This is a genomic window from Kluyvera georgiana (assembly GCF_050990895.1).
Classification (GTDB): domain Bacteria; phylum Pseudomonadota; class Gammaproteobacteria; order Enterobacterales; family Enterobacteriaceae; genus Kluyvera; species Kluyvera georgiana.
The window spans coordinates 1,984,081-2,003,235 of the sequence record NZ_CP158865.1; the positions used below are offsets into that span (position 1 = coordinate 1,984,081).

Here is a 19,155-nt window from a genome sequence, read left to right on the forward strand (position 1 = left end):
TTACTCTTATTTAAAATAAGAATGTTTTTTGCGGGTATTAAAAATAAGGACGGCTAATCTCGCCAGAAGCGTGTATAGAGATGAGATAAATATCCCTGTTTGAACGTTATCGGGCATTACTGATTTGTAGTCGGGGACAATGACGCGCGGGTTTAGTGCTGTTCTTTCTATGCTGATACACATGTGGTCTGCATTGGACTGGCGCTTTCATTCCTTTTAGAAAGCTAACTTTCAGATATTGTTGGTGCGTCCAGACGTGTCACATCTCGTTTTGGTCTAAGTGTGTGTTTTCCATTTATATTTCATGCAATACATATAAGCGGCACATAATGTACATCTGCTTTTATCGGCGTTTAGTATCGATTGTACCTTACGATGCGATATTGTTGGTTGATACAGATACTTGTTATTTTATTGCTGGCATATTCTCTATTATGCCGGACTGGATATGAGCTGCGAGCTCTTTGCCACGAAATACCTGCGCGGGACTCTATTCGTATAGCATCACCTGCTGGCAAGAGGATAAATCATACATGGAGGTTAAGCTGCCTCCAAACGTGATGTGTATGCAATTTGTCGAGAACAACCCACACATAGCGAAACTCTGCCATCATCTCTTGTTCAATGCCTGTCTTGTTCCTGATTTAATGAGCAATGGGTCGATCATTGCCTTTATGAGGCTCACGTTGTTTCTTTACCACAAACGGTATCCGAGTCTGCCGGTGCGGGAGATCTATCGTGTTCTTAACCGCCATCGTCAAGTGTTGCTGGACACGCAGGAACGGGAAGAAATGCCGCGATTGATCAATAGTGGCTATCGAATTTGCCATATGACCTACGGTCAGGAGGTCATCCGGGAAGAGCGAAAGAAAGTCGTTAATTATTATACGAGATATTTTGTTCGCGTCAGGAACGGTACTTCGAGGCGATAAAAAGCGCCCGGAAAATCGTTAAAAACATTTTTCATCTGGATATCTATCCAGCCTTTTTTTATGATAGAGCATTACCTTTTCAGCCCTTAACGCAGGAGCGTCACGTGATAGGCAGACTCAGAGGCATCATTCTCGAAAAACAACCCCCGTTGGTCCTTCTGGAAACCGGCGGCGTCGGCTATGAAGTGCATATGCCGATGACCTGTTTTTACGAGCTGCCGGAAGCCGGGCAGGAAGCGATAGTCTTTACCCACTTCGTGGTGCGTGAAGACGCGCAGTTGCTGTACGGTTTCAACAACAAACAGGAACGCACGCTGTTTAAAGAGCTGATTAAAACCAACGGTGTTGGCCCGAAGCTGGCGTTGGCGATCCTCTCCGGTATGTCGGCGCAGCAGTTCGTGAACGCGGTCGAGCGCGAAGAACTGGGGGCGCTGGTCAAGCTGCCGGGTATTGGCAAGAAAACCGCCGAGCGTCTTATCGTCGAGATGAAAGACCGCTTCAAGGGGCTGCATGGCGACCTGTTTACGCCTGCCGCCGATCTGGTTCTGACCTCACCGGCAGGGCCGGAGAGCGACGATGCCGAGCAGGAAGCGGTTGCCGCGCTGGTGGCGCTGGGCTATAAACCTCAGGAAGCCAGCCGGATGGTGAGTAAAGTCGCCCGTCCGGACGCCAGCAGCGAAACATTGATCCGCGAAGCGCTCCGCGCAGCGCTATGAGGTAAAGGATGATTGAAGCAGACCGCCTGATCTCGTCAGGCAGTTCGATGGCGGAGGAGGTGGCCGATCGCGCCATCCGCCCCAAATTACTGGAAGAGTATATCGGCCAGCCGCAGGTGCGCTCGCAGATGGAAATCTTTATTCAGGCGGCGAAACTCCGCGGCGACGCGCTGGACCATCTGCTCATCTTCGGCCCGCCGGGTTTAGGGAAAACCACGCTGGCGAATATCGTGGCCAATGAAATGGGCGTTAACCTACGCACCACCTCAGGCCCCGTGCTGGAGAAGGCGGGCGACCTGGCGGCTATGCTCACCAACCTTGAACCTCATGATGTGCTGTTTATCGATGAGATCCACCGCCTGTCTCCGGTCGTGGAGGAGGTGCTGTATCCGGCGATGGAAGACTATCAGCTGGATATTATGATTGGTGAAGGCCCGGCCGCGCGGTCGATTAAAATCGATCTGCCGCCGTTTACCCTGATTGGCGCCACCACCCGCGCGGGATCCCTGACCTCGCCGCTGCGCGATCGCTTCGGTATCGTACAGCGTCTGGAGTTTTACCAGGTTCCTGATCTCCAGCACATCGTGGGCCGCAGCGCCCGCTATATGGGGCTGGAGATGAGCGATGAAGGCGCGCTGGAAGTGGCGCGTCGCGCACGCGGTACGCCGCGTATTGCCAACCGTCTGCTGAGGCGCGTACGCGATTATGCGGAGGTGAAGCATGATGGCACCATCTCCGCAGAGATTGCCGCGCAGGCGCTGGATATGCTGAACGTTGACGCGGAAGGCTTTGACTATATGGACCGCAAGCTGCTGCTGGCGGTGATTGATAAGTTCTTTGGCGGTCCCGTCGGGCTGGATAACCTGGCCGCGGCGATTGGCGAAGAGCGAGAAACCATTGAGGACGTGCTGGAGCCCTATCTGATTCAGCAAGGGTTCTTGCAGCGCACGCCACGTGGCCGTATGGCAACTTCGCGCGCGTGGGCACACTTTGGCATCAAGCCGCCAGAGATGCCTTAGTGCCTGATGGCGCTTCGCTTATCAGGCCAACACGACTACACGATTCTGTAGGCCCGGTAAGCGAAGCGCCACCGGGCATAGGTGTACCCGGCCGAGCGAAGCGCCACCGGGAAAATCAGGCAGCGGCTTTCTTTGTCATACTCAGAATAAACAGCAGTGCCGCGCACAGCACCACGGAAGGGCCCGCCGGCGTATCGTAAAACGCCGAGAAGGTCAGCCCACCGGTTACCGCAATCATCCCAACGCCCACCGCAATCCCCGCCATCTGCTCTGGCGTACGGGCGAAACGGCGCGCTGTTGCCGCGGGAATAATCAGCAGCGATGTAATAATCAGCGCGCCGACGAACTTCATCGCCACGCCGATGGTCAGCGCGGTCACCAGCATCAGCAGCAGCTTAACCCGCTGTAGCTTCACGCCGTCGACAAACGCCAGATCCGGGCTAATGGTCATCGACAGCAGATTACGCCACTGCCAGAACAGAATTGCCAGCACCACAACCACACCCAGCGCAATCGAGATAAGATCCTGCGGCGTAACCGCCAGCAGGTCGCCAAACAGGTAGGCCATCAGGTCTACGCGGATGTTCGACATCAGGCTGACCACCACCAGGCCAAGCGACAGCGCGCTGTGCGCCATAATGCCGAGCAGGGTATCCACCGCCAGGTGAGGGCGCTTTTCCAGCCACACCAAGCCGGCTGCAAGCAGCAACGTGACGGCGATGACCGCATAAAATGGATTCACGTCGAGCAGTAAACCGAAAGCGACGCCCAGCAGGGAAGCATGCGCCAGGGTATCGCCAAAATAGGACATACGGCGCCAGACCACGAACGAGCCTAACGGGCCGGCAGCACACGCCAGCATCATTCCGGCAAGCCAGCCGGGAAGTAAAATTTCAATCATGACTGCCCATTTCCCCGACGTAAAACAATACGGCCCTGTAAATCGTGGCGGTGGTTATGTTGATGGCGGTAAATGCCGAGCTGCTCGGCGCCGCGGGGCCCAAACATTGAAATAAATTCTGGGTGCATTGAGACCACATCCGGCGTGCCGGAACAGCAGATATGATGGTTGAGGCACAGCACTTCGTCGGTTTTTGCCATGACCAGATGCAGATCGTGCGATACCATCAGTACCGCGCAGTCCAGCTCCTGGCGCAGTTGGTTTATCAGATCGTACAGCGCCACCTGGCCATTGACGTCAACGCCTTGAGTCGGTTCATCCAGCACCAGCAGCTGCGGTTTGTTCAGCAGTGCACGTGCCAGCAGTACGCGCTGGGTTTCACCACCGGAAAGCTTCTGCATCGGCGCATCCTGCAGATGTCCTGCCTGTACACGCTTGAGCGCCGGCAGGATATCTTCTTTACGCGTAGCGGGATGCAGACGCAAAAAACGCTTGACGGTCAGCGGCAATGTCGCATCGAGGTAAACCTTCTGCGGTACGTAGCCGATACGCAGCTGTTTTTCGCGCACCACGACGCCTTCGCTGGGCGCAACAAGCCCTAGTACCACGCGTACCAGCGTAGATTTACCCGCGCCGTTAGGACCAAGCAGCGTCAGAATGCGGCCTGGCTTGAGATTCAGTGAGATGTCGGAGAGCACCCGGCGCTGGCCGAAGCTGACGGAGACATTTTCCAGCGATACAAGATTCGTCATAGCAATTAGGGGTTGCACAAGAGAGTGAATGTTATAATATCACACTTCTTTCATTCATTTCGAACAATAGACGCATTATGTTACAGAAAAATACGCTTCTTTTCGCAGCTTTATCCGTTGCTTTGTGGGGGAGTGCCGCACAGCGTGCGGATGCTGCCGTTGTCGCCTCTCTTAAACCGTTAGGATTCATCGCCTCAGCGATTGCCGATGGTGTCACCGAGACCCAGGTTTTACTGCCTGACGGCGCGTCTGAGCATGACTATTCATTGCGTCCATCTGATGCAAAACGCTTACAGAACGCGGACTTAGTCGTCTGGATTGGTCCAGAGATGGAAGCCTTCATGGACAAGTCAACGCAAAGCATTTCTGCCGGCAAAAAAGTGACTATCGCCCAGTTGGACGGCGTGAAACCGTTACTCATGAAAGGGGCTGACGACGATGGTGACGAAGGTGCGGAAGAGGGCGATCATGACCACGCTCACGGTGAAAAAGGTGACGCACATCACCATCACGGTGAATACAACATGCATCTGTGGTTATCCCCAGAGATAGCGCGGCTTTCGGCGGTTGCAATCCATGACAAATTAGTGGAACTTATGCCCCAGAGTCGAGCCCGGCTTGACGCCAACCTGAAGGATTTTGAGGCCAATCTGGCCGCAACCGACAAGCAGGTGGCGAATGAGCTGGCGCCGGTGAAAGGAAAGGGGTATTTCGTTTTTCATGATGCCTATGGTTACTACGAAAAACACTACGGTTTGACGCCGCTTGGGCACTTCACCGTCAACCCTGAGATTCAACCCGGTGCGCAGCGTTTACATCAAATAAGAACACAGTTGGTTGAGCAAAAAGCAACCTGCGTTTTTGCTGAGCCACAATTCAGGCCCGCTGTCGTTGAATCTGTCGCGCGGGGTACCAACGTTCGCATGGGAACGCTGGACCCACTCGGCACGAATATACAGCTGAGCAAAGAAAGCTACCCGGCGTTTCTTGCTCAACTGGCGACCCAGTATGCGAGCTGCCTGAAAGGAGATAAGTAAGGAAGTGAATACGTGCAGCAGATAGCCCGCTCTGTCGCTCTGGCATTTAATAATTTGCCGCGGCCCCACCGCGTTATGCTGGGGTCACTCACCGTTCTCACGTTGGCCGTCGCCGTATGGCGGCCATACGTTTACCATCCAACCTCTTCATCACCCGTCACCCGGACGATTGAGCTGGAGAAAAAAGAAATTCGTTCTCTGCTGCCGGAGGCCAGTGAACCGATTGACCAGGCCGCGCAGGAAGATGAAGCCATCCCGCAGGACGAACTGGACGACAAAGTCGATAACGAAACGGGCGTGCATGAGTATGTGGTATCCACGGGCGATACCCTGAGCAGCATCCTGAATCAGTACGGTATTGATATGGGGAATATCAGCCAGCTTGCCGCTTCTGATAAAGACCTGAAAAACATGAAGGTGGGCCAGCAGCTCTCCTGGACCCTGAACGATGATGGCGATCTCCAGCGTTTAACCTGGGAAATGTCGCGTCGTGAAACCCGTACCTACGATCGCGTTGCAAACGGTTTCAAAATGAGCAGCGAGATGCAGCAGGGCGACTGGGTTAATAGCCTGTTCAAAGGTACCGTCGGCGGTAGCTTCGTCTCCAGCGCCACCAGCGCCGGGTTAACCAGCGCGGAAGTTAGCGCGGTGATTAAAGCGATGCAGTGGCAGATGGACTTCCGTAAGCTGAAAAAAGGCGATGAATTCTCGGTGCTGATGTCGCGCGAAATGCTCGACGGCAAGCGTGAGCAAAGCCAGCTGTTGGGCGTACGTTTACGTTCTGATGGTAAAGATTACTACGCGATCCGCGCGGAAGACGGTAAGTTCTACGACCGTAACGGTACGGGGCTGGCGAAAGGCTTTTTACGCTTCCCGACCTCACGTCAGTTCCGCGTATCGTCTAACTTTAACCCACGCCGTCTGAATCCGGTGACCGGTCGCGTGGCGCCGCACCGCGGCGTTGATTTCGCGATGCCGCAAGGTACGCCGGTTCTGGCGGTGGGTGACGGTGAAGTCGTTGTCGCCAAACGTAGCGGCGCGGCCGGCTATTACGTTGCACTGCGTCATGGCCGGACCTACACCACGCGCTATATGCACCTGCGTAAACTGTTGGTGAAACCGGGCCAGAAGGTGAAACGTGGCGATCGTATCGCGTTGTCAGGCAACACCGGTCGTTCAACAGGCCCACACCTGCACTATGAAGTATGGATCAACCAGCAGGCGGTGAACCCGCTGACGGCGAAACTGCCACGTACCGAAGGGCTGACCGGCTCAGACCGTACCGACTACCTGGCACAGGTAAAACAGGTGCTGCCGCAGCTGCGTTTTGACTAGTTTCGTCTAAGAAGTAAACGTTCAGAGCCGACGCCCAGGTGGCGTCGGCTTTTTCTTTTGTGCGAAGCACCTCGCCTCGCTACACTATCTGATTATCCACACCGACCCGATGATTCGAACCTGGAACAGGCATGGAAACGAAAAAAAATACCAGTGAATACATTCCCGAGTTTGAGAAATCTTTTCGTCACCCGCGCTATTGGGGCGCCTGGCTAGGCGTGCTGGCATTTGCGGGCATCGCTTATGTACCGGCGAAAATCCGCGACCCGCTGCTGGGTAAACTTGGCCGTCTGGCCGGTAAGTTTGGGAAAAGCGCCCGCCGTCGCGCGCAGATCAACCTGCTGTACTGCTTCCCGGAAAAAAGTGAAGCCGAGCGTGAAGCGATTATTGATGAGATGTTTGCCACCGCGCCGCAGGCGATGGTGATGATGGCTGAACTGGCGTTGAAAGGGCCGGAAAAAATTCTGCCGCGCCTCGACTGGCAGGGGCAGGAGATTATCGATGAAATGCGCCGCAACGGTGAAAACGTTATCTTCTTAGTTCCGCACGGCTGGGGCGTTGATATCCCTGCCATGGTCATGGCCTCGCAGGGCCAAAAGATGGCCGCAATGTTCCACAACCAGGGCAACAAGGTGTTCGACTACGTGTGGAATACCGTACGTCGCCGCTTTGGCGGTCGCCTGCACGCGCGTAACGATGGCATCAAACCTTTTATTCAATCGGTACGTCAGGGATATTGGGGCTACTATCTGCCCGATCAGGATCACGGGCCGGAGCATAGTGAGTTTGTCGATTTCTTTGCAACCTACAAAGCGACGCTGCCGGCGATAGGGCGGCTGATGAAAGTGTGCCGTGCGCGCGTGGTGCCGCTGTTCCCGGTCTATAACGGTGAAACGCATCGTTTGACGATACTGGTGCGCCCGCCGATGGACGATCTGCTGGAAGCGGATGACAACACCATTGCACGCCGCATGAATGAAGAAGTGGAGATCTTTGTGGGCCCGCATGCCGAGCAGTATACGTGGATCCTGAAGCTGCTGAAGACGCGTAAGCCCGGCGAAATAGAGCCGTATCAGCGCAAAGAGCTCTACCCAAAGAAAAAGAAATAACGCATCGCCCGGGCGAGCAAAGCGACACTGGGGTTACCCCAGATCATTCCCGCCCTGTTCTGAGTGCAAAAAAAACCGGACATCGTCCGGTTTTTTTATGTTGATGACGTGCGTATTACTCGACGGTCAGAATGCGCGTGGTGTTGGTTGAACCCACGGTACTCATCACGTCGCCCTGGGTCACAATCACCAGGTCGCCGGACATCAGATAGCCTTTGTCGCGCAGCAGGTTTACCGCATCGTGGGCTGCCGCGACGCCGTCGCAGGCGCTGTCGAAGAACACCGGCGTAACGCCACGGTACAGCGCGGTCAGGTTCAACGTACGTTCATGGCGAGACATGGCGAAAATCGGCAGACCGGAGGTGATGCGCGAGGTCATCAGCGCGGTACGGCCGGATTCGGTCATGGTGATGATGGCGGTAATCCCTTTCAGGTGGTTTGCCGCATACATTGCCGACATGGCGATCGCTTCTTCAACGTTGTCGAACTGCACGTCCAGGCGGTGTTTAGATACGTTGATGCTAGGGATTTTTTCTGCACCCAGGCACACACGCGCCATGGCGGCGACGGTTTCAGACGGATATTGACCGGCCGCGGTTTCCGCAGAAAGCATCACCGCATCGGTACCATCCAGCACGGCGTTCGCCACGTCCATCACTTCCGCACGAGTCGGCATCGGGTTGGTGATCATCGACTCCATCATCTGGGTCGCGGTAATGACTGCGCGGTTCAGCTGACGCGCACGACGAATGAGCGCTTTCTGAATACCCACCAGCTCCGGGTCGCCAATTTCTACGCCCAGGTCGCCACGGGCCACCATCACAACGTCGGAAGCGAGAATGATATCGTCCATCGCGTCCTGGCTGCAGACGGCTTCCGCACGCTCAACTTTGGAGACAATTTTCGCATCGCAGCCGGCTTCGCGGGCCAGACGGCGAGCGTAGTTCAGATCTTCGCCACAGCGCGGGAAGGAGACAGCCAGATAGTCGACGCCGATTTTGGCGGCGGTCAGAATATCGGCCTTGTCTTTTTCGGTCAGCGCTTCAGCGGAGAGGCCGCCACCTAATTTGTTGATGCCTTTATTGTTGGACAGCGGGCCGCCGACGGTGACTTCGGTGAACACCTTCATGCCCTGAACTTCCAGCACTTTTAACTGCACGCGGCCATCATCCAGCAGCAGGATGTCGCCCGGTACGACGTCGGCAGGCAGGCCTTTGTAGTCGATACCCACTTTCTCTTTGTCGCCTTCACCTTTACCCAGGTTGGCGTCCAGCAGGAATTTGTCGCCGATATTGAGGAAAACTTTGCCTTCCTTGAAGGTCGATACGCGGATTTTTGGACCTTGCAGATCGCCAAGGATGGCTACATGGCGCCCCAGTTTTGCTGCAATTTCGCGTACTTTGTCGGCACGTAGCTGATGATCTTCTGGCGTACCGTGAGAGAAATTCATACGTACGACGTTAGCGCCGGCGGAAATAACCTTTTCAAGGTTGTTATCGCGATCGGTTGCTGGGCCTAACGTGGTGACGATCTTGGTTCTGCGAAGCCTTCTGGACATGTAATACTCCGTTGACTAATACAACTCAGGTGTTGCGTGAACAGGAATTCGGCAATATGCCAATAACGGGTTACCGAATGCTTAAATAGGTTACACTCTTTTTATCGCTTTTAGTGATTATCGCTGTGTGTCGATAGTTCTTTATCAAAGCGCGATTCTTTTAACGCTTCTTTGACTCGCTTCAAGTTATCCCTGAATTTCGCCCCGCGTCGTAAGGTAAAGCCGGTGGCCAGGACGTCGATCACGGTCAGCTGCGCCAGGCGGGACACCATCGGCATGTAGATATCGGTATCTTCAGGAACGTCCAGCGTGATGGCGAGCGTGGCCTCGCGGGCCAGCGGCGTACCGGCGGAAGTGATGGCGATAACCATCGCATCATTTTCCCTCGCCACCTGCGCTACCTCGACCAGACTTTTCGTTCGGCCGGTGTGAGAAATGAGCACCACGACGTCGTCGTCGCTGCAATTCATACAGCTCATTCGTTGCAAAACGATGTCATCGGAATAGATGACAGGGACGTTAAAGCGAAAAAATTTGTTCATGGCGTCGTGCGCCACCGCGGCGGAAGAACCGAGCCCAAAGAAGGCGATTTTTTTCGCCTGGGTCAGCAGATCGACCGCGCGATTCACCGCCGACATATCGAGCGATTGACGCACATGCGCAAGGCTCGCCATGGCCGATTCGAATATTTTGGCCGTATAGGCTTCAACGCTGTCATCTTCGTCCACATTACGATTAACATACGGTGTACCGTTTGCCAGACTTTGGGCAAGATGCAGTTTAAAATCAGGAAAACCTCGCGTTTCCAGACTGCGGCAGAAGCGATTAACCGTAGGTTCACTGACCTCAGCTTCCAGGGCAAGCGCGGCAATGCTTGAATGAATTGCCTGTTCGGGAGCCGCCAGAATGACTTCCGCGACTTTTCGCTCGGATTTGCTAAGGTTTTCCAGTTGGGACTGGATTCTTTCCAGCATGTTCATCGTGACAAGGCGCTCATAGATTGAAACGATTCCATTAATGGGTGAAATCTGCAGGCGTTTTAGCAAGAATATACGCTTGAAGCGGGATGAAAAGTGAATAGGAACAGCAAAATATGTTGTTTTTTTTCATTACATGATCGGTGTCGTGTTTTAACAGACGCCGCCTGGGCGAAAGAACGAACAAAACAGGTCAATTGCCCTCATGATATGACCGTGGTGGTTCCGAATTGTGCGATCGGAGGCGGTCAATGCCGTTAAAGGGTTTCGGCAATTTCGTAAACACAGTACAGTGCACCGTAAGAAAATTACAACGATATCCGTCGTTTTCATGAAAACCTGAACGGCGACGGGTAGATAGCCTGGCATAGAACCAGGAATATAAACCGAGGAGAATGACATGGCGGTAACGCAAACGGCCCAGGCATGCGATCTGGTCATTTTCGGCGCGAAGGGAGACCTGGCCCGCCGAAAACTGCTGCCTTCCCTGTATCAGCTGGAAAAAGCCGGCCAGATTAATCCGGACACCCGGATTATCGGCGTAGGCCGTGCAGACTGGGATAAAGCGGCATACACCAAAGTTGTCCGCGAAGCGCTCGAAACCTTCATGAAAGAGAAAATTGATGAAGGTTTGTGGAACACCCTCAGCGCGCGTCTTGATTTCTGCAACCTTGATGTGAATGACGCCCCGGCGTTTTCGCGTCTGGGTGAGATGCTTGATCAAAAAAACCGCATTACCATTAACTACTTTGCTATGCCGCCAAGCACCTTTGGCGCCATCTGCCGCGGTCTGGGCGAGGCGAAACTGAACGCCAAACCGGCGCGCGTCGTCATGGAAAAACCGCTGGGTACTTCCCTTGAAACCTCTCGTGAGATTAACGACCAGGTGGGCGAGTATTTTGAAGAGTGCCAGGTTTACCGTATCGACCACTATCTGGGTAAAGAAACGGTGCTCAACCTGCTGGCGCTGCGCTTTGCTAACTCGCTGTTTGTGAACAACTGGGATAACCGCACTATCGATCACGTAGAAATTACCGTGGCCGAAGAAGTCGGCATTGAGGGCCGCTGGGGTTACTTCGACCAGGCCGGCCAAATGCGCGACATGATCCAGAACCACCTGTTACAGGTTCTGTGCATGATTGCCATGGCGCCTCCTTCAGATTTAAGTGCTGACAGCATCCGCGATGAGAAAGTGAAAGTCCTGAAGTCTTTGCGTCGCATTGACCATACCAACGTGCGTGAAAAAACCGTCCGTGGACAATACACCGCTGGTTTTGCGCAAGGGCAGAAGGTGCCGGGCTACCTTGAAGAAGAGGGCGCGAACAAATCCAGCAACACCGAAACCTTCGTTTCCATTCGTGTGGACATTGATAACTGGCGCTGGTCGGGCGTGCCGTTCTACCTGCGCACCGGTAAACGTCTGCCGACCAAATGTTCAGAAGTGGTTGTGTATTTCAAAAACCCAGAGCTGAATCTGTTCAAAGAAACCTGGCCTGAGCTGCCGCAGAACAAGCTGACCATTCGTCTGCAGCCGGACGAAGGCGTAGATATTCAGATCCTTAATAAGGTTCCGGGTCTGGAGCACAAGCACAACCTGCAGGTGACCAAGCTGGATCTGAGCTACTCCGAGACCTTCAATCAAACGCATCTTGCCGATGCCTATGAGCGCCTGCTGCTGGAAACGATGCGCGGCATTCAGGCGCTGTTCGTGCGCCGCGATGAAGTGGAAGAAGCATGGAAGTGGGTCGACTCGATTACCGAAGCCTGGGCTAGCGATAAAGACGCGCCGAAACCTTATCAGGCGGGAACCTGGGGGCCGGTGGCATCTGTCGCCATGATTACTCGTGATGGTCGTTCCTGGAACGAGTTTGAGTAAGGTCTGCTGGTAATCCAGAAGTGTTATTTTACCGGTAACATGATCTAACACAGCAAGTAGTGCTATTTTTGCGCATTTAAGCCCCGGGAGGATTCACCCCCGGGGCTTTTTTTATTACACTGCGAGTAGACCTTTGCCTCTGAGCTGCGCTATACGGGCATTTATTTATTCGTCAGCCCCATGTATACACCGTCGTGAGCCGCAGCCTGGACAGAAAAAATTTAAGGAGCCTTTATGAACTCTGCAATGTTACGGGTAACAAATCGCATTATCGAACGCTCTCGCGATACGCGCGCGGCTTATCTGGCACGTATCGAACAAGCCAAAACTGAAACGGTTCATCGCTCTCAGCTCGCTTGTGGCAACCTGGCGCACGGTTTTGCCGCCTGTCAGCCAGACGATAAAGCGTCGCTGAAAAGCATGTTGCGTAACAATATCGCGATCATCACCTCCTATAACGACATGCTTTCTGCCCACCAGCCTTACGAACACTATCCGGACCTGATCCGCAAAGCGCTGCACAGCGTGAACGCGGTGGGGCAGGTTGCAGGCGGCGTGCCCGCGATGTGTGACGGTGTGACTCAGGGTCAGGATGGGATGGAGCTTTCGCTGCTGAGCCGCGAAGTGATTGCCATGTCCGCTGCGGTGGGTCTGTCTCATAACATGTTTGACGGCGCGCTTTACCTCGGCGTGTGCGACAAAATCGTCCCGGGGCTGGCGATGGCCGCGCTGTCATTCGGCCATTTGCCGTCTGTCTTCATTCCGTCAGGCCCAATGGCCAGCGGCCTGCCGAACAAAGAAAAAGTGCGCATTCGCCAGCTTTACGCTGAAGGTAAGGTTGACCGTAACGCGCTGCTGGAGTCTGAGGCGGCGTCTTACCACGCGCCGGGTACCTGCACTTTCTACGGCACTGCCAACACCAACCAGATGGTGATTGAGTTCATGGGGATGCAGCTGCCGGGTTCTTCCTTTGTTCACCCGGATGCGCCGCTGCGCGCTGAACTGACCGCCGCTGCGGCACGTCAGGTAACTCGCATGACCGGCAACGGTAATGAGTGGATGCCGCTGGGTAAAATGATTGACGAAAAAGTGGTGGTCAACGGTATCGTGGCGCTGCTGGCGACCGGCGGTTCAACCAATCACACCATGCACCTGGTGGCGATGGCGCGCGCGGCGGGCATTATCATTAACTGGGATGATTTCTCCGACTTGTCAGAAGTGGTACCGCTGATGGCGCGTCTGTACCCGAACGGTCCGGCCGATATCAACCACTTCCAGGCGGCGGGCGGCGTGCCGGTGCTGGTGCGCGAACTGCTGAAAGGCGGACTGCTGCACGAAGACGTGAACACCGTCGCCGGTTTCGGCCTGTCTCACTACACCATGGAGCCGTGGCTGAACGAAGGCAAACTGGACTGGCGTGAAGGCGCCACCGCGTCGCTGGATGACAATATTATTGCCACCTTCGATAAACCGTTCTCGAAACACGGCGGCACCAAAGTGCTGAGCGGCAACCTTGGCCGCGCGGTGATGAAAACCTCCGCCGTACCGGTTGAGAACCAGGTGATTGAAGCGCCTGCGGTGGTTTTTGAAAGCCAGCATGATGTGCTGCCTGCCTTTGAAGCGGGGCTGTTGGATAAAGATTGCGTCGTGGTTGTGCGCCATCAAGGGCCAAAAGCGAACGGGATGCCAGAATTACATAAACTTATGCCGCCACTTGGTGTATTATTGGACCGCTGTTTCAAAATTGCGTTGGTCACTGATGGACGACTGTCTGGTGCATCCGGTAAAGTACCGTCAGCGATTCACGTAACCCCTGAAGCCTATGACGGTGGGCTGCTGGCGAAAGTACGCGATGGCGACATGATCCGCGTAAACGGCCAGACCGGCGAGCTGACGCTGCTGGTTGATGAAGCTGAACTGGCCGCACGCCAACCGCATATTCCCGATCTGAGCGCTTCGCGCGTGGGGACAGGCCGTGAACTGTTTGGCGCATTACGGGAAAAATTGTCCGGTGCAGAGCAGGGCGCAACCTGTATTACCTTTTAAGATGACACGTTTTGTAGATCTGGCGAGAGAATATTTCTGATGAAAAACTGGAAAACAACGGCTGAAGCAATCCTGACCACTGGCCCGGTAGTCCCGGTAATCGTGGTTAACAAGCTTGAGCACGCAGTACCGATGGCAAAAGCGCTGGTTGCCGGTGGCGTTCGCGTACTGGAAGTGACGCTGCGTACCGACTGCGCGATGGACGCTATCCGCGCCATTGCGAAAGAAGTTCCGGACGCGATCGTGGGTGCGGGTACCGTGACTAACGCACAGCAGCTGAAAGAAGTGACCGACGCTGGCGCGCAGTTTGCTATCAGCCCGGGCCTGACCGATGAGCTGCTGAAAGCGGCTACCGCAGGCACTATCCCGCTGATCCCGGGCATTAGCTCTGTTTCTGAACTGATGCTGGGTATGCAGCACGGCCTGAAAGAGTTCAAATTCTTCCCGGCTGAAGCGAACGGCGGCGTGAAAGCGCTGCAGGCGATTGCGGGTCCGTTCTCTCACATCCGTTTCTGCCCGACTGGCGGTATCTCTCCGGCTAACTACCGTGACTACCTGGCGCTGAAAAGCGTGCTGTGCATCGGCGGTTCCTGGCTGGTTCCGGCAGACGCGCTGGAAGCGGGCGACTACGATCGCATCACCAAGCTGGCTCGCGAAGCGGTTGAAGGCGCGAAGCTGTAAGGTGTCTGCGGTACCCGGTCTGATGATCGGGTAAGCAAAAGAAGGGCGGGTATGCGCAAGCAACCCGCCTTTTTTCTTATTCCTGAATAACGACCGCCGCTGCAGCGATTTTGGCGCGCTCAACGGCATCTTCAACGCTATCGCCAGTAGCCAGCGCTACGCCCATACGGCGGGAACCGGCGATATCCGGCTTGCCGAACAGCCGCAGTTGAACACCCGCGCCGAGCGCATTCTGCACGTTATCAAAGGTCACGTTGCTGCTGCTCAGCGTTGGCAGCAGTACCGCAGAGGCGGAAGGGCCATACTGACGGATAGCCCCAATCGGTAATCCAAGAAACGCACGGACGTGCAGCGCGAACTCTGAAACGTCCTGCGAAATCAGCGTCACCATCCCGGTATCGTGCGGACGCGGAGAGACTTCGCTGAACACCACATCGTCGCCGCAAACAAACAGCTCAACGCCGAACAGGCCGTAGCCGCCGAGTGCCAGCACCACCTCGCGGGCGATCGCCTGCGCGCGCTCCAGCGCCAGCGCGCTCATCTGCTGCGGCTGCCAGGACTCACGGTAGTCGCCATCTTCCTGACGGTGGCCAACCGGCGCGCAGAAGTGTACGCCGTCTACGGCGTTGACGGTTAACAGGGTTATTTCAAAATCAAAATTGACCACCCCTTCCACAATCACGCGCCCGGCACCGGCCCGGCCACCTTCCTGCGCGTACTGCCACGCCTGAGCGAGCTGGTCTTCACGGCGAATAAAGGTCTGGCCCTTGCCGGATGAGCTCATCACCGGTTTAACGATGCACGGCAGGCCGATGTCGGCGACCGCCTGGCGAAACTGAGCTTCGCCGTCGGCAAAGCGATAGGCTGAGGTTGGCAGCTTGAGAAGTTCTGCCGCCAGGCGGCGGATGCCTTCGCGGTTCATGGTCAATTGCGTGGCGCGTGCGCAGGGCACCACGTGCTGACCCGCCTGTTCCAGTTCAATCAACATATCGGTGGCGATCGCTTCAATCTCCGGCACGATAAAGTCCGGTTTTTCCTGCTCAACCAGCGCCTTCAGCGCCGCGCCGTCGAGCATGTTAATCACATAAGAACGATGCGCGACGTGCATCGCCGGGGCGTCAGCGTAGCGATCGATGGCGATGGTCTCAATGCCCAACCGCTGGCACTCAATCGCCACTTCCTTACCTAACTCGCCCGAACCGAGGAGCATTACGCGCGTCGCCGCCGGACGCAGAGCTGTGCCTAATAACGTCATTTTACCTATTCCACCGTCTCACAAAAATTTGGCTCATTATAAACGAAAACGTTTGCGTCTGTCTCGCTGACAACGGTCAGACGTTGCTATTGCTGGATATTTGCGCATCTTTATCTGGCATAGACATATCCTGACATCTGCTCGCATAGGCTGAGTTTCTCACCTATTTCTACTGGAGGTCGTATGTCAGGCTGGCTTAATCAACTGCAGTCTCTGCTGGGGCAAAAATCGGGGGAGAGTAAAAGCGATCTTAGCCAAATGCTGGTGCCCGGTGCGTTAGGCGGTTTGGCTGGGCTACTGCTGGCCAGTAAGTCATCGCGAAAGATACTGGCGAAGTACGGTACCGGCGCGCTGCTGGTGGGCGGTGGCGCGGTGGCTGGTAGCGTGTTGTGGAACAAGTACAAAGATAAATTGCGCGCGGACCCGCAGGCGGCCAGCCAGTACGGCGAATCGGCGGCGCCGCTGGATGTGCGTACCGAACGTCTGATTCTGGCGCTGGTCTTTGCGGCGAAGAGCGATGGACATATCGATGCGAAAGAGCAGCAGGCGATTGAACAGCAGCTGCGTGAAGCCGGTATTGCAGAGCAGGGGCGTGCGCTGATTGCGCGGGCGATGGAACAACCGCTCGACCCTCAACGTCTGGCGCGAGACGTCCACAATGAAGAAGAAGCGTTGGAACTCTATTTCATTAGCTGTGCGGCAATCGATATCGATCATTTTATGGAGCGCAGCTACCTGAACGCGCTGGGCGATGCGTTGAAACTGCCGCCGGAGGTCCGTGAGGGCATCGAGCGCGATTTACAGCAGCAAAAACAGCAACTTTAATTACTTTTATCACCGCTTTTGCTTGCATCATTGTTTAATTTGTCCACCCTTATAGGGTGTGACTAAAACAGAAGAATAATGAGATGCCGCCAAAAGCAAAACGGATCCCCCACGCCATGACATTGCATGGCGATACGCGCATTGATAACTACTACTGGCTGCGCGATGACACGCGCGCCAGGCCTGCGGTTATCGACTATTTACAGCAGGAAAACGCCTATGGCCGCCAGGTGATGTCATCCCAGCGCAGCCTACAGGATCGCGTGCTGAAAGAGATTGTGGACCGGATCCCTCCGCGCGAGGTTTCTGCGCCGTATATCAAAAATGGTTATCGCTACCGTCAGGTTTTTGAGCCGGGGCGCGAATATGCCCTTTATCAGCGCCAGGCGCTGGGAGAGGAGAGCTGGTCGCTGTTGATTGATGAAAACAAGCGTGCGGCGCACAGTGAGTTTTATACTTTGGGAGGGCTAAACGTCGCTCCCGACAACAATCTCCTGGCGGTAACCGAAGATTTCCTCTCTCGCCGCCAGTACAGCCTGCGGATTCGTCATCTGGAAAATGAGACCTGGCTACCGGAGGTGATTGACAATGTTTCGCCCGGCGTGGTGTGGGCGAACGACTCCCGTTCACTCTATTATGTGCGCCAGCACCCGACGACGTTGCTGCCATGGCAGGTCTGGCGTCATCAGGTGGGGGCACCCTCCACGCACGATGAGCTTATCTATGAAGAGCAGGATGAAACGTTCTACGTCAGCCTGCATAAGACCTCATCGCGCCAGTACGTGGTGATTGCGCTGTCCAGCGCCACAACCAGTGAAATGCTGCTGGTCGATGCCGATACGCCTGACGCGAAGCCGCAGACATTTTTAGCTCGCCGTAAGGATCATGAATACAGCCTTGACCATTACCAGGGGCATTTTTATATTCGTTCAAACCGCGAAGGTAAAAACTTTGGCCTCTATCGTGGCGTTAACGGGGAAGAAGGGGACTGGCTGACGTTAATCGCCGCGCGCGAGACGGTGATGCTGGAAGATTTCACGTTATTCCGCGACTGGCTGGTGGTGGAAGAACGCCAGCGTGGATTAACCAGCCTGCGGCAGATTCATCGGCAAACTCATCAGGAGACGGCTATCGCCTTTGACGATCCGGCCTATGTCACCTGGATTGCCTATAACCCGGAACCGGAAACAGCCTGTTTACGCTACGGCTACTCCTCGATGACCACGCCGGATACCTTGTTTGAGCTTGATATGGATAGCGGCGAGCGCCGCGTGCTTAAACAACAGGAGGTAAAAGGCTTCGATGCCAGCCGCTATCGCAGCGAACGCCTGTGGGTAACCGCACGGGATGGCGTTGAGGTACCGGTTTCGCTGGTCTATCGCCACGAGCATTTTCGTCGGGGGAAAAATCCGCTGCTGGTCTACGGCTATGGCTCTTACGGCGCCAGCATGGACGCCGATTTCAGCAGCAGCCGCCTGAGCCTGCTCGATCGCGGTTTTGTCTTTGCGATTGCCCATATTCGCGGCGGCGGTGAACTGGGCCAGCAGTGGTATGAAGACGGCAAATTCCTCAAGAAGCAAAACACCTTTAACGACTATCTCGACGTCTGCGATGCGCTGCTGGCGAAGGGCTATGGCGCGCCGAATTTGTGTTACGGCATGGGCGGCAGCGCGGGCGGTATGCTGATGGGGACGGTTATCAACCAGCGACCTGAGCTGTTTCATGGCGTAGTGGCGCAGGTTCCGTTTGTTGATGTGCTGACCACCATGCTGGATGAGTCGATTCCGCTCACTACCGGCGAGTTTGAAGAGTGGGGCAATCCGCAGGATGAAACCTACTATCGCTATATGAAATCCTACAGCCCGTACGACAACGTACAGCCGCAGGCTTACCCGCATCTGCTGGTCACCAGCGGGTTACACGATTCGCAGGTGCAGTACTGGGAGCCGGCAAAATGGGTGGCCAGGCTACGTGAACTTAAGGTCGACGATAACCTGTTGCTACTGTGTACCGAGATGGATGCCGGCCATGGCGGCAAGTCCGGGCGCTATAAGAGCTATGAGGGGGTCGCGCTGGAGTATGCCTTCCTGATTGCCCTGGCCCAGGGAACGCTACCAGGGCGCTCGGAGCGCTAGG

At 55.3% G+C, this 19,155-nt stretch carries 15 protein-coding genes; 10 read left to right on the top strand and 5 right to left on the bottom strand.

Going from position 1 to position 19,155, the window contains the following annotated elements; genetic code table 11:
• The first annotated feature begins 1,036 nt into the window (after positions 1 to 1,036).
• Positions 1,037 to 1,648, top strand: coding sequence for a Holliday junction branch migration protein RuvA (gene ruvA / locus ABTW00_RS09410; RefSeq protein WP_065358119.1), 612 nt, complete (start codon positions 1,037 to 1,039; stop codon positions 1,646 to 1,648).
• 8 nt (positions 1,649 to 1,656) lie between these two features.
• Positions 1,657 to 2,667, top strand: a complete 1,011-nt coding sequence (ruvB, locus tag ABTW00_RS09415) for a Holliday junction branch migration DNA helicase RuvB (RefSeq protein WP_271447670.1) — start codon at positions 1,657 to 1,659, stop codon at positions 2,665 to 2,667.
• 115 nt (positions 2,668 to 2,782) lie between these two features.
• On the opposite strand, the gene znuB is transcribed toward ruvB, so the two are convergent.
• Together znuB and znuC are read right to left on the bottom strand one after the other, a co-directional pair.
• The gene (gene znuB / locus ABTW00_RS09420) at positions 2,783 to 3,568 is read right to left on the bottom strand and encodes a zinc ABC transporter permease subunit ZnuB (protein ID WP_064544702.1); all 786 of its coding nucleotides are present in this window, start codon (positions 3,566 to 3,568) and stop codon (positions 2,783 to 2,785) included.
• Complete coding sequence (znuC, locus tag ABTW00_RS09425; RefSeq protein WP_064544705.1) at positions 3,565 to 4,320, bottom strand: zinc ABC transporter ATP-binding protein ZnuC; 756 nt, start codon at positions 4,318 to 4,320, stop codon at positions 3,565 to 3,567. The genes znuB and znuC overlap by 4 nt, the downstream gene beginning before the upstream one ends.
• A 77-nt stretch (positions 4,321 to 4,397) precedes the next feature.
• Here znuC and znuA point away from each other — a divergent pair, with 77 nt between their 5' ends.
• From znuA to lpxM, 3 genes are all read left to right on the top strand, one after another.
• The gene (znuA, locus tag ABTW00_RS09430) at positions 4,398 to 5,357 is read left to right on the top strand and encodes a zinc ABC transporter substrate-binding protein ZnuA (protein WP_065358117.1); all 960 of its coding nucleotides are present in this window, start codon (positions 4,398 to 4,400) and stop codon (positions 5,355 to 5,357) included.
• A gap of 12 nt (positions 5,358 to 5,369) precedes the next feature.
• On the top strand, positions 5,370 to 6,692 hold the full coding sequence (gene mepM, locus ABTW00_RS09435; RefSeq protein WP_064544708.1) for a murein DD-endopeptidase MepM: 1,323 nt from the start codon (positions 5,370 to 5,372) through the stop codon (positions 6,690 to 6,692).
• A gap of 131 nt (positions 6,693 to 6,823) precedes the next feature.
• Positions 6,824 to 7,801 carry a lauroyl-Kdo(2)-lipid IV(A) myristoyltransferase gene (lpxM, locus tag ABTW00_RS09440; protein ID WP_064544710.1) on the top strand — a complete coding sequence of 326 codons (978 nt, stop codon included), beginning with the start codon at positions 6,824 to 6,826 and terminating at the stop codon, positions 7,799 to 7,801.
• Between the two features lie 115 nt (positions 7,802 to 7,916).
• Here the strand turns inward: lpxM and pyk are convergent, their stop codons facing one another.
• Both pyk and ABTW00_RS09450 read right to left on the bottom strand, forming a co-directional pair.
• On the bottom strand, positions 7,917 to 9,359 hold the full coding sequence (gene pyk / locus ABTW00_RS09445) for a pyruvate kinase (protein ID WP_064544712.1): 1,443 nt from the start codon (positions 9,357 to 9,359) through the stop codon (positions 7,917 to 7,919).
• Positions 9,360 to 9,469: 110 nt separating this feature from the next.
• Positions 9,470 to 10,339, bottom strand: a complete 870-nt coding sequence (locus tag ABTW00_RS09450; RefSeq protein ID WP_064544714.1) for a MurR/RpiR family transcriptional regulator — start codon at positions 10,337 to 10,339, stop codon at positions 9,470 to 9,472.
• Between the two features lie 397 nt (positions 10,340 to 10,736).
• Here ABTW00_RS09450 and zwf point away from each other — a divergent pair, with 397 nt between their 5' ends.
• From zwf to ABTW00_RS09465, 3 genes are all read left to right on the top strand, one after another.
• Positions 10,737 to 12,212: a glucose-6-phosphate dehydrogenase gene (gene zwf / locus ABTW00_RS09455; RefSeq protein ID WP_064544716.1), complete on the top strand. Its 1,476-nt coding sequence runs from the start codon at positions 10,737 to 10,739 to the stop codon at positions 12,210 to 12,212.
• A gap of 234 nt (positions 12,213 to 12,446) precedes the next feature.
• Positions 12,447 to 14,258 (top strand): phosphogluconate dehydratase, encoded by a 1,812-nt coding sequence (gene edd / locus ABTW00_RS09460; RefSeq protein ID WP_064544719.1) that lies wholly within the window; start codon positions 12,447 to 12,449, stop codon positions 14,256 to 14,258.
• Between the two features lie 39 nt (positions 14,259 to 14,297).
• Positions 14,298 to 14,939, top strand: coding sequence for a bifunctional 4-hydroxy-2-oxoglutarate aldolase/2-dehydro-3-deoxy-phosphogluconate aldolase (locus ABTW00_RS09465; RefSeq protein ID WP_064544721.1), 642 nt, complete (start codon positions 14,298 to 14,300; stop codon positions 14,937 to 14,939).
• A 76-nt stretch (positions 14,940 to 15,015) separates the two neighbouring features.
• Here ABTW00_RS09465 and purT read toward each other — a convergent pair whose 3' ends face one another.
• Complete coding sequence (purT, locus tag ABTW00_RS09470; RefSeq protein WP_433640364.1) at positions 15,016 to 16,194, bottom strand: formate-dependent phosphoribosylglycinamide formyltransferase; 1,179 nt, start codon at positions 16,192 to 16,194, stop codon at positions 15,016 to 15,018.
• Positions 16,195 to 16,377: 183 nt separating this feature from the next.
• Here purT and ABTW00_RS09475 point away from each other — a divergent pair, with 183 nt between their 5' ends.
• Positions 16,378 to 17,019, top strand: a complete 642-nt coding sequence (locus ABTW00_RS09475; RefSeq protein ID WP_064544725.1) for a tellurite resistance TerB family protein — start codon at positions 16,378 to 16,380, stop codon at positions 17,017 to 17,019.
• Positions 17,020 to 17,102: 83 nt separating this feature from the next.
• The gene (ptrB, locus tag ABTW00_RS09480) at positions 17,103 to 19,154 is read left to right on the top strand and encodes an oligopeptidase B (RefSeq protein ID WP_271447673.1); all 2,052 of its coding nucleotides are present in this window, start codon (positions 17,103 to 17,105) and stop codon (positions 19,152 to 19,154) included.
• The last annotated feature ends 1 nt before the right edge of the window (position 19,155 follow it).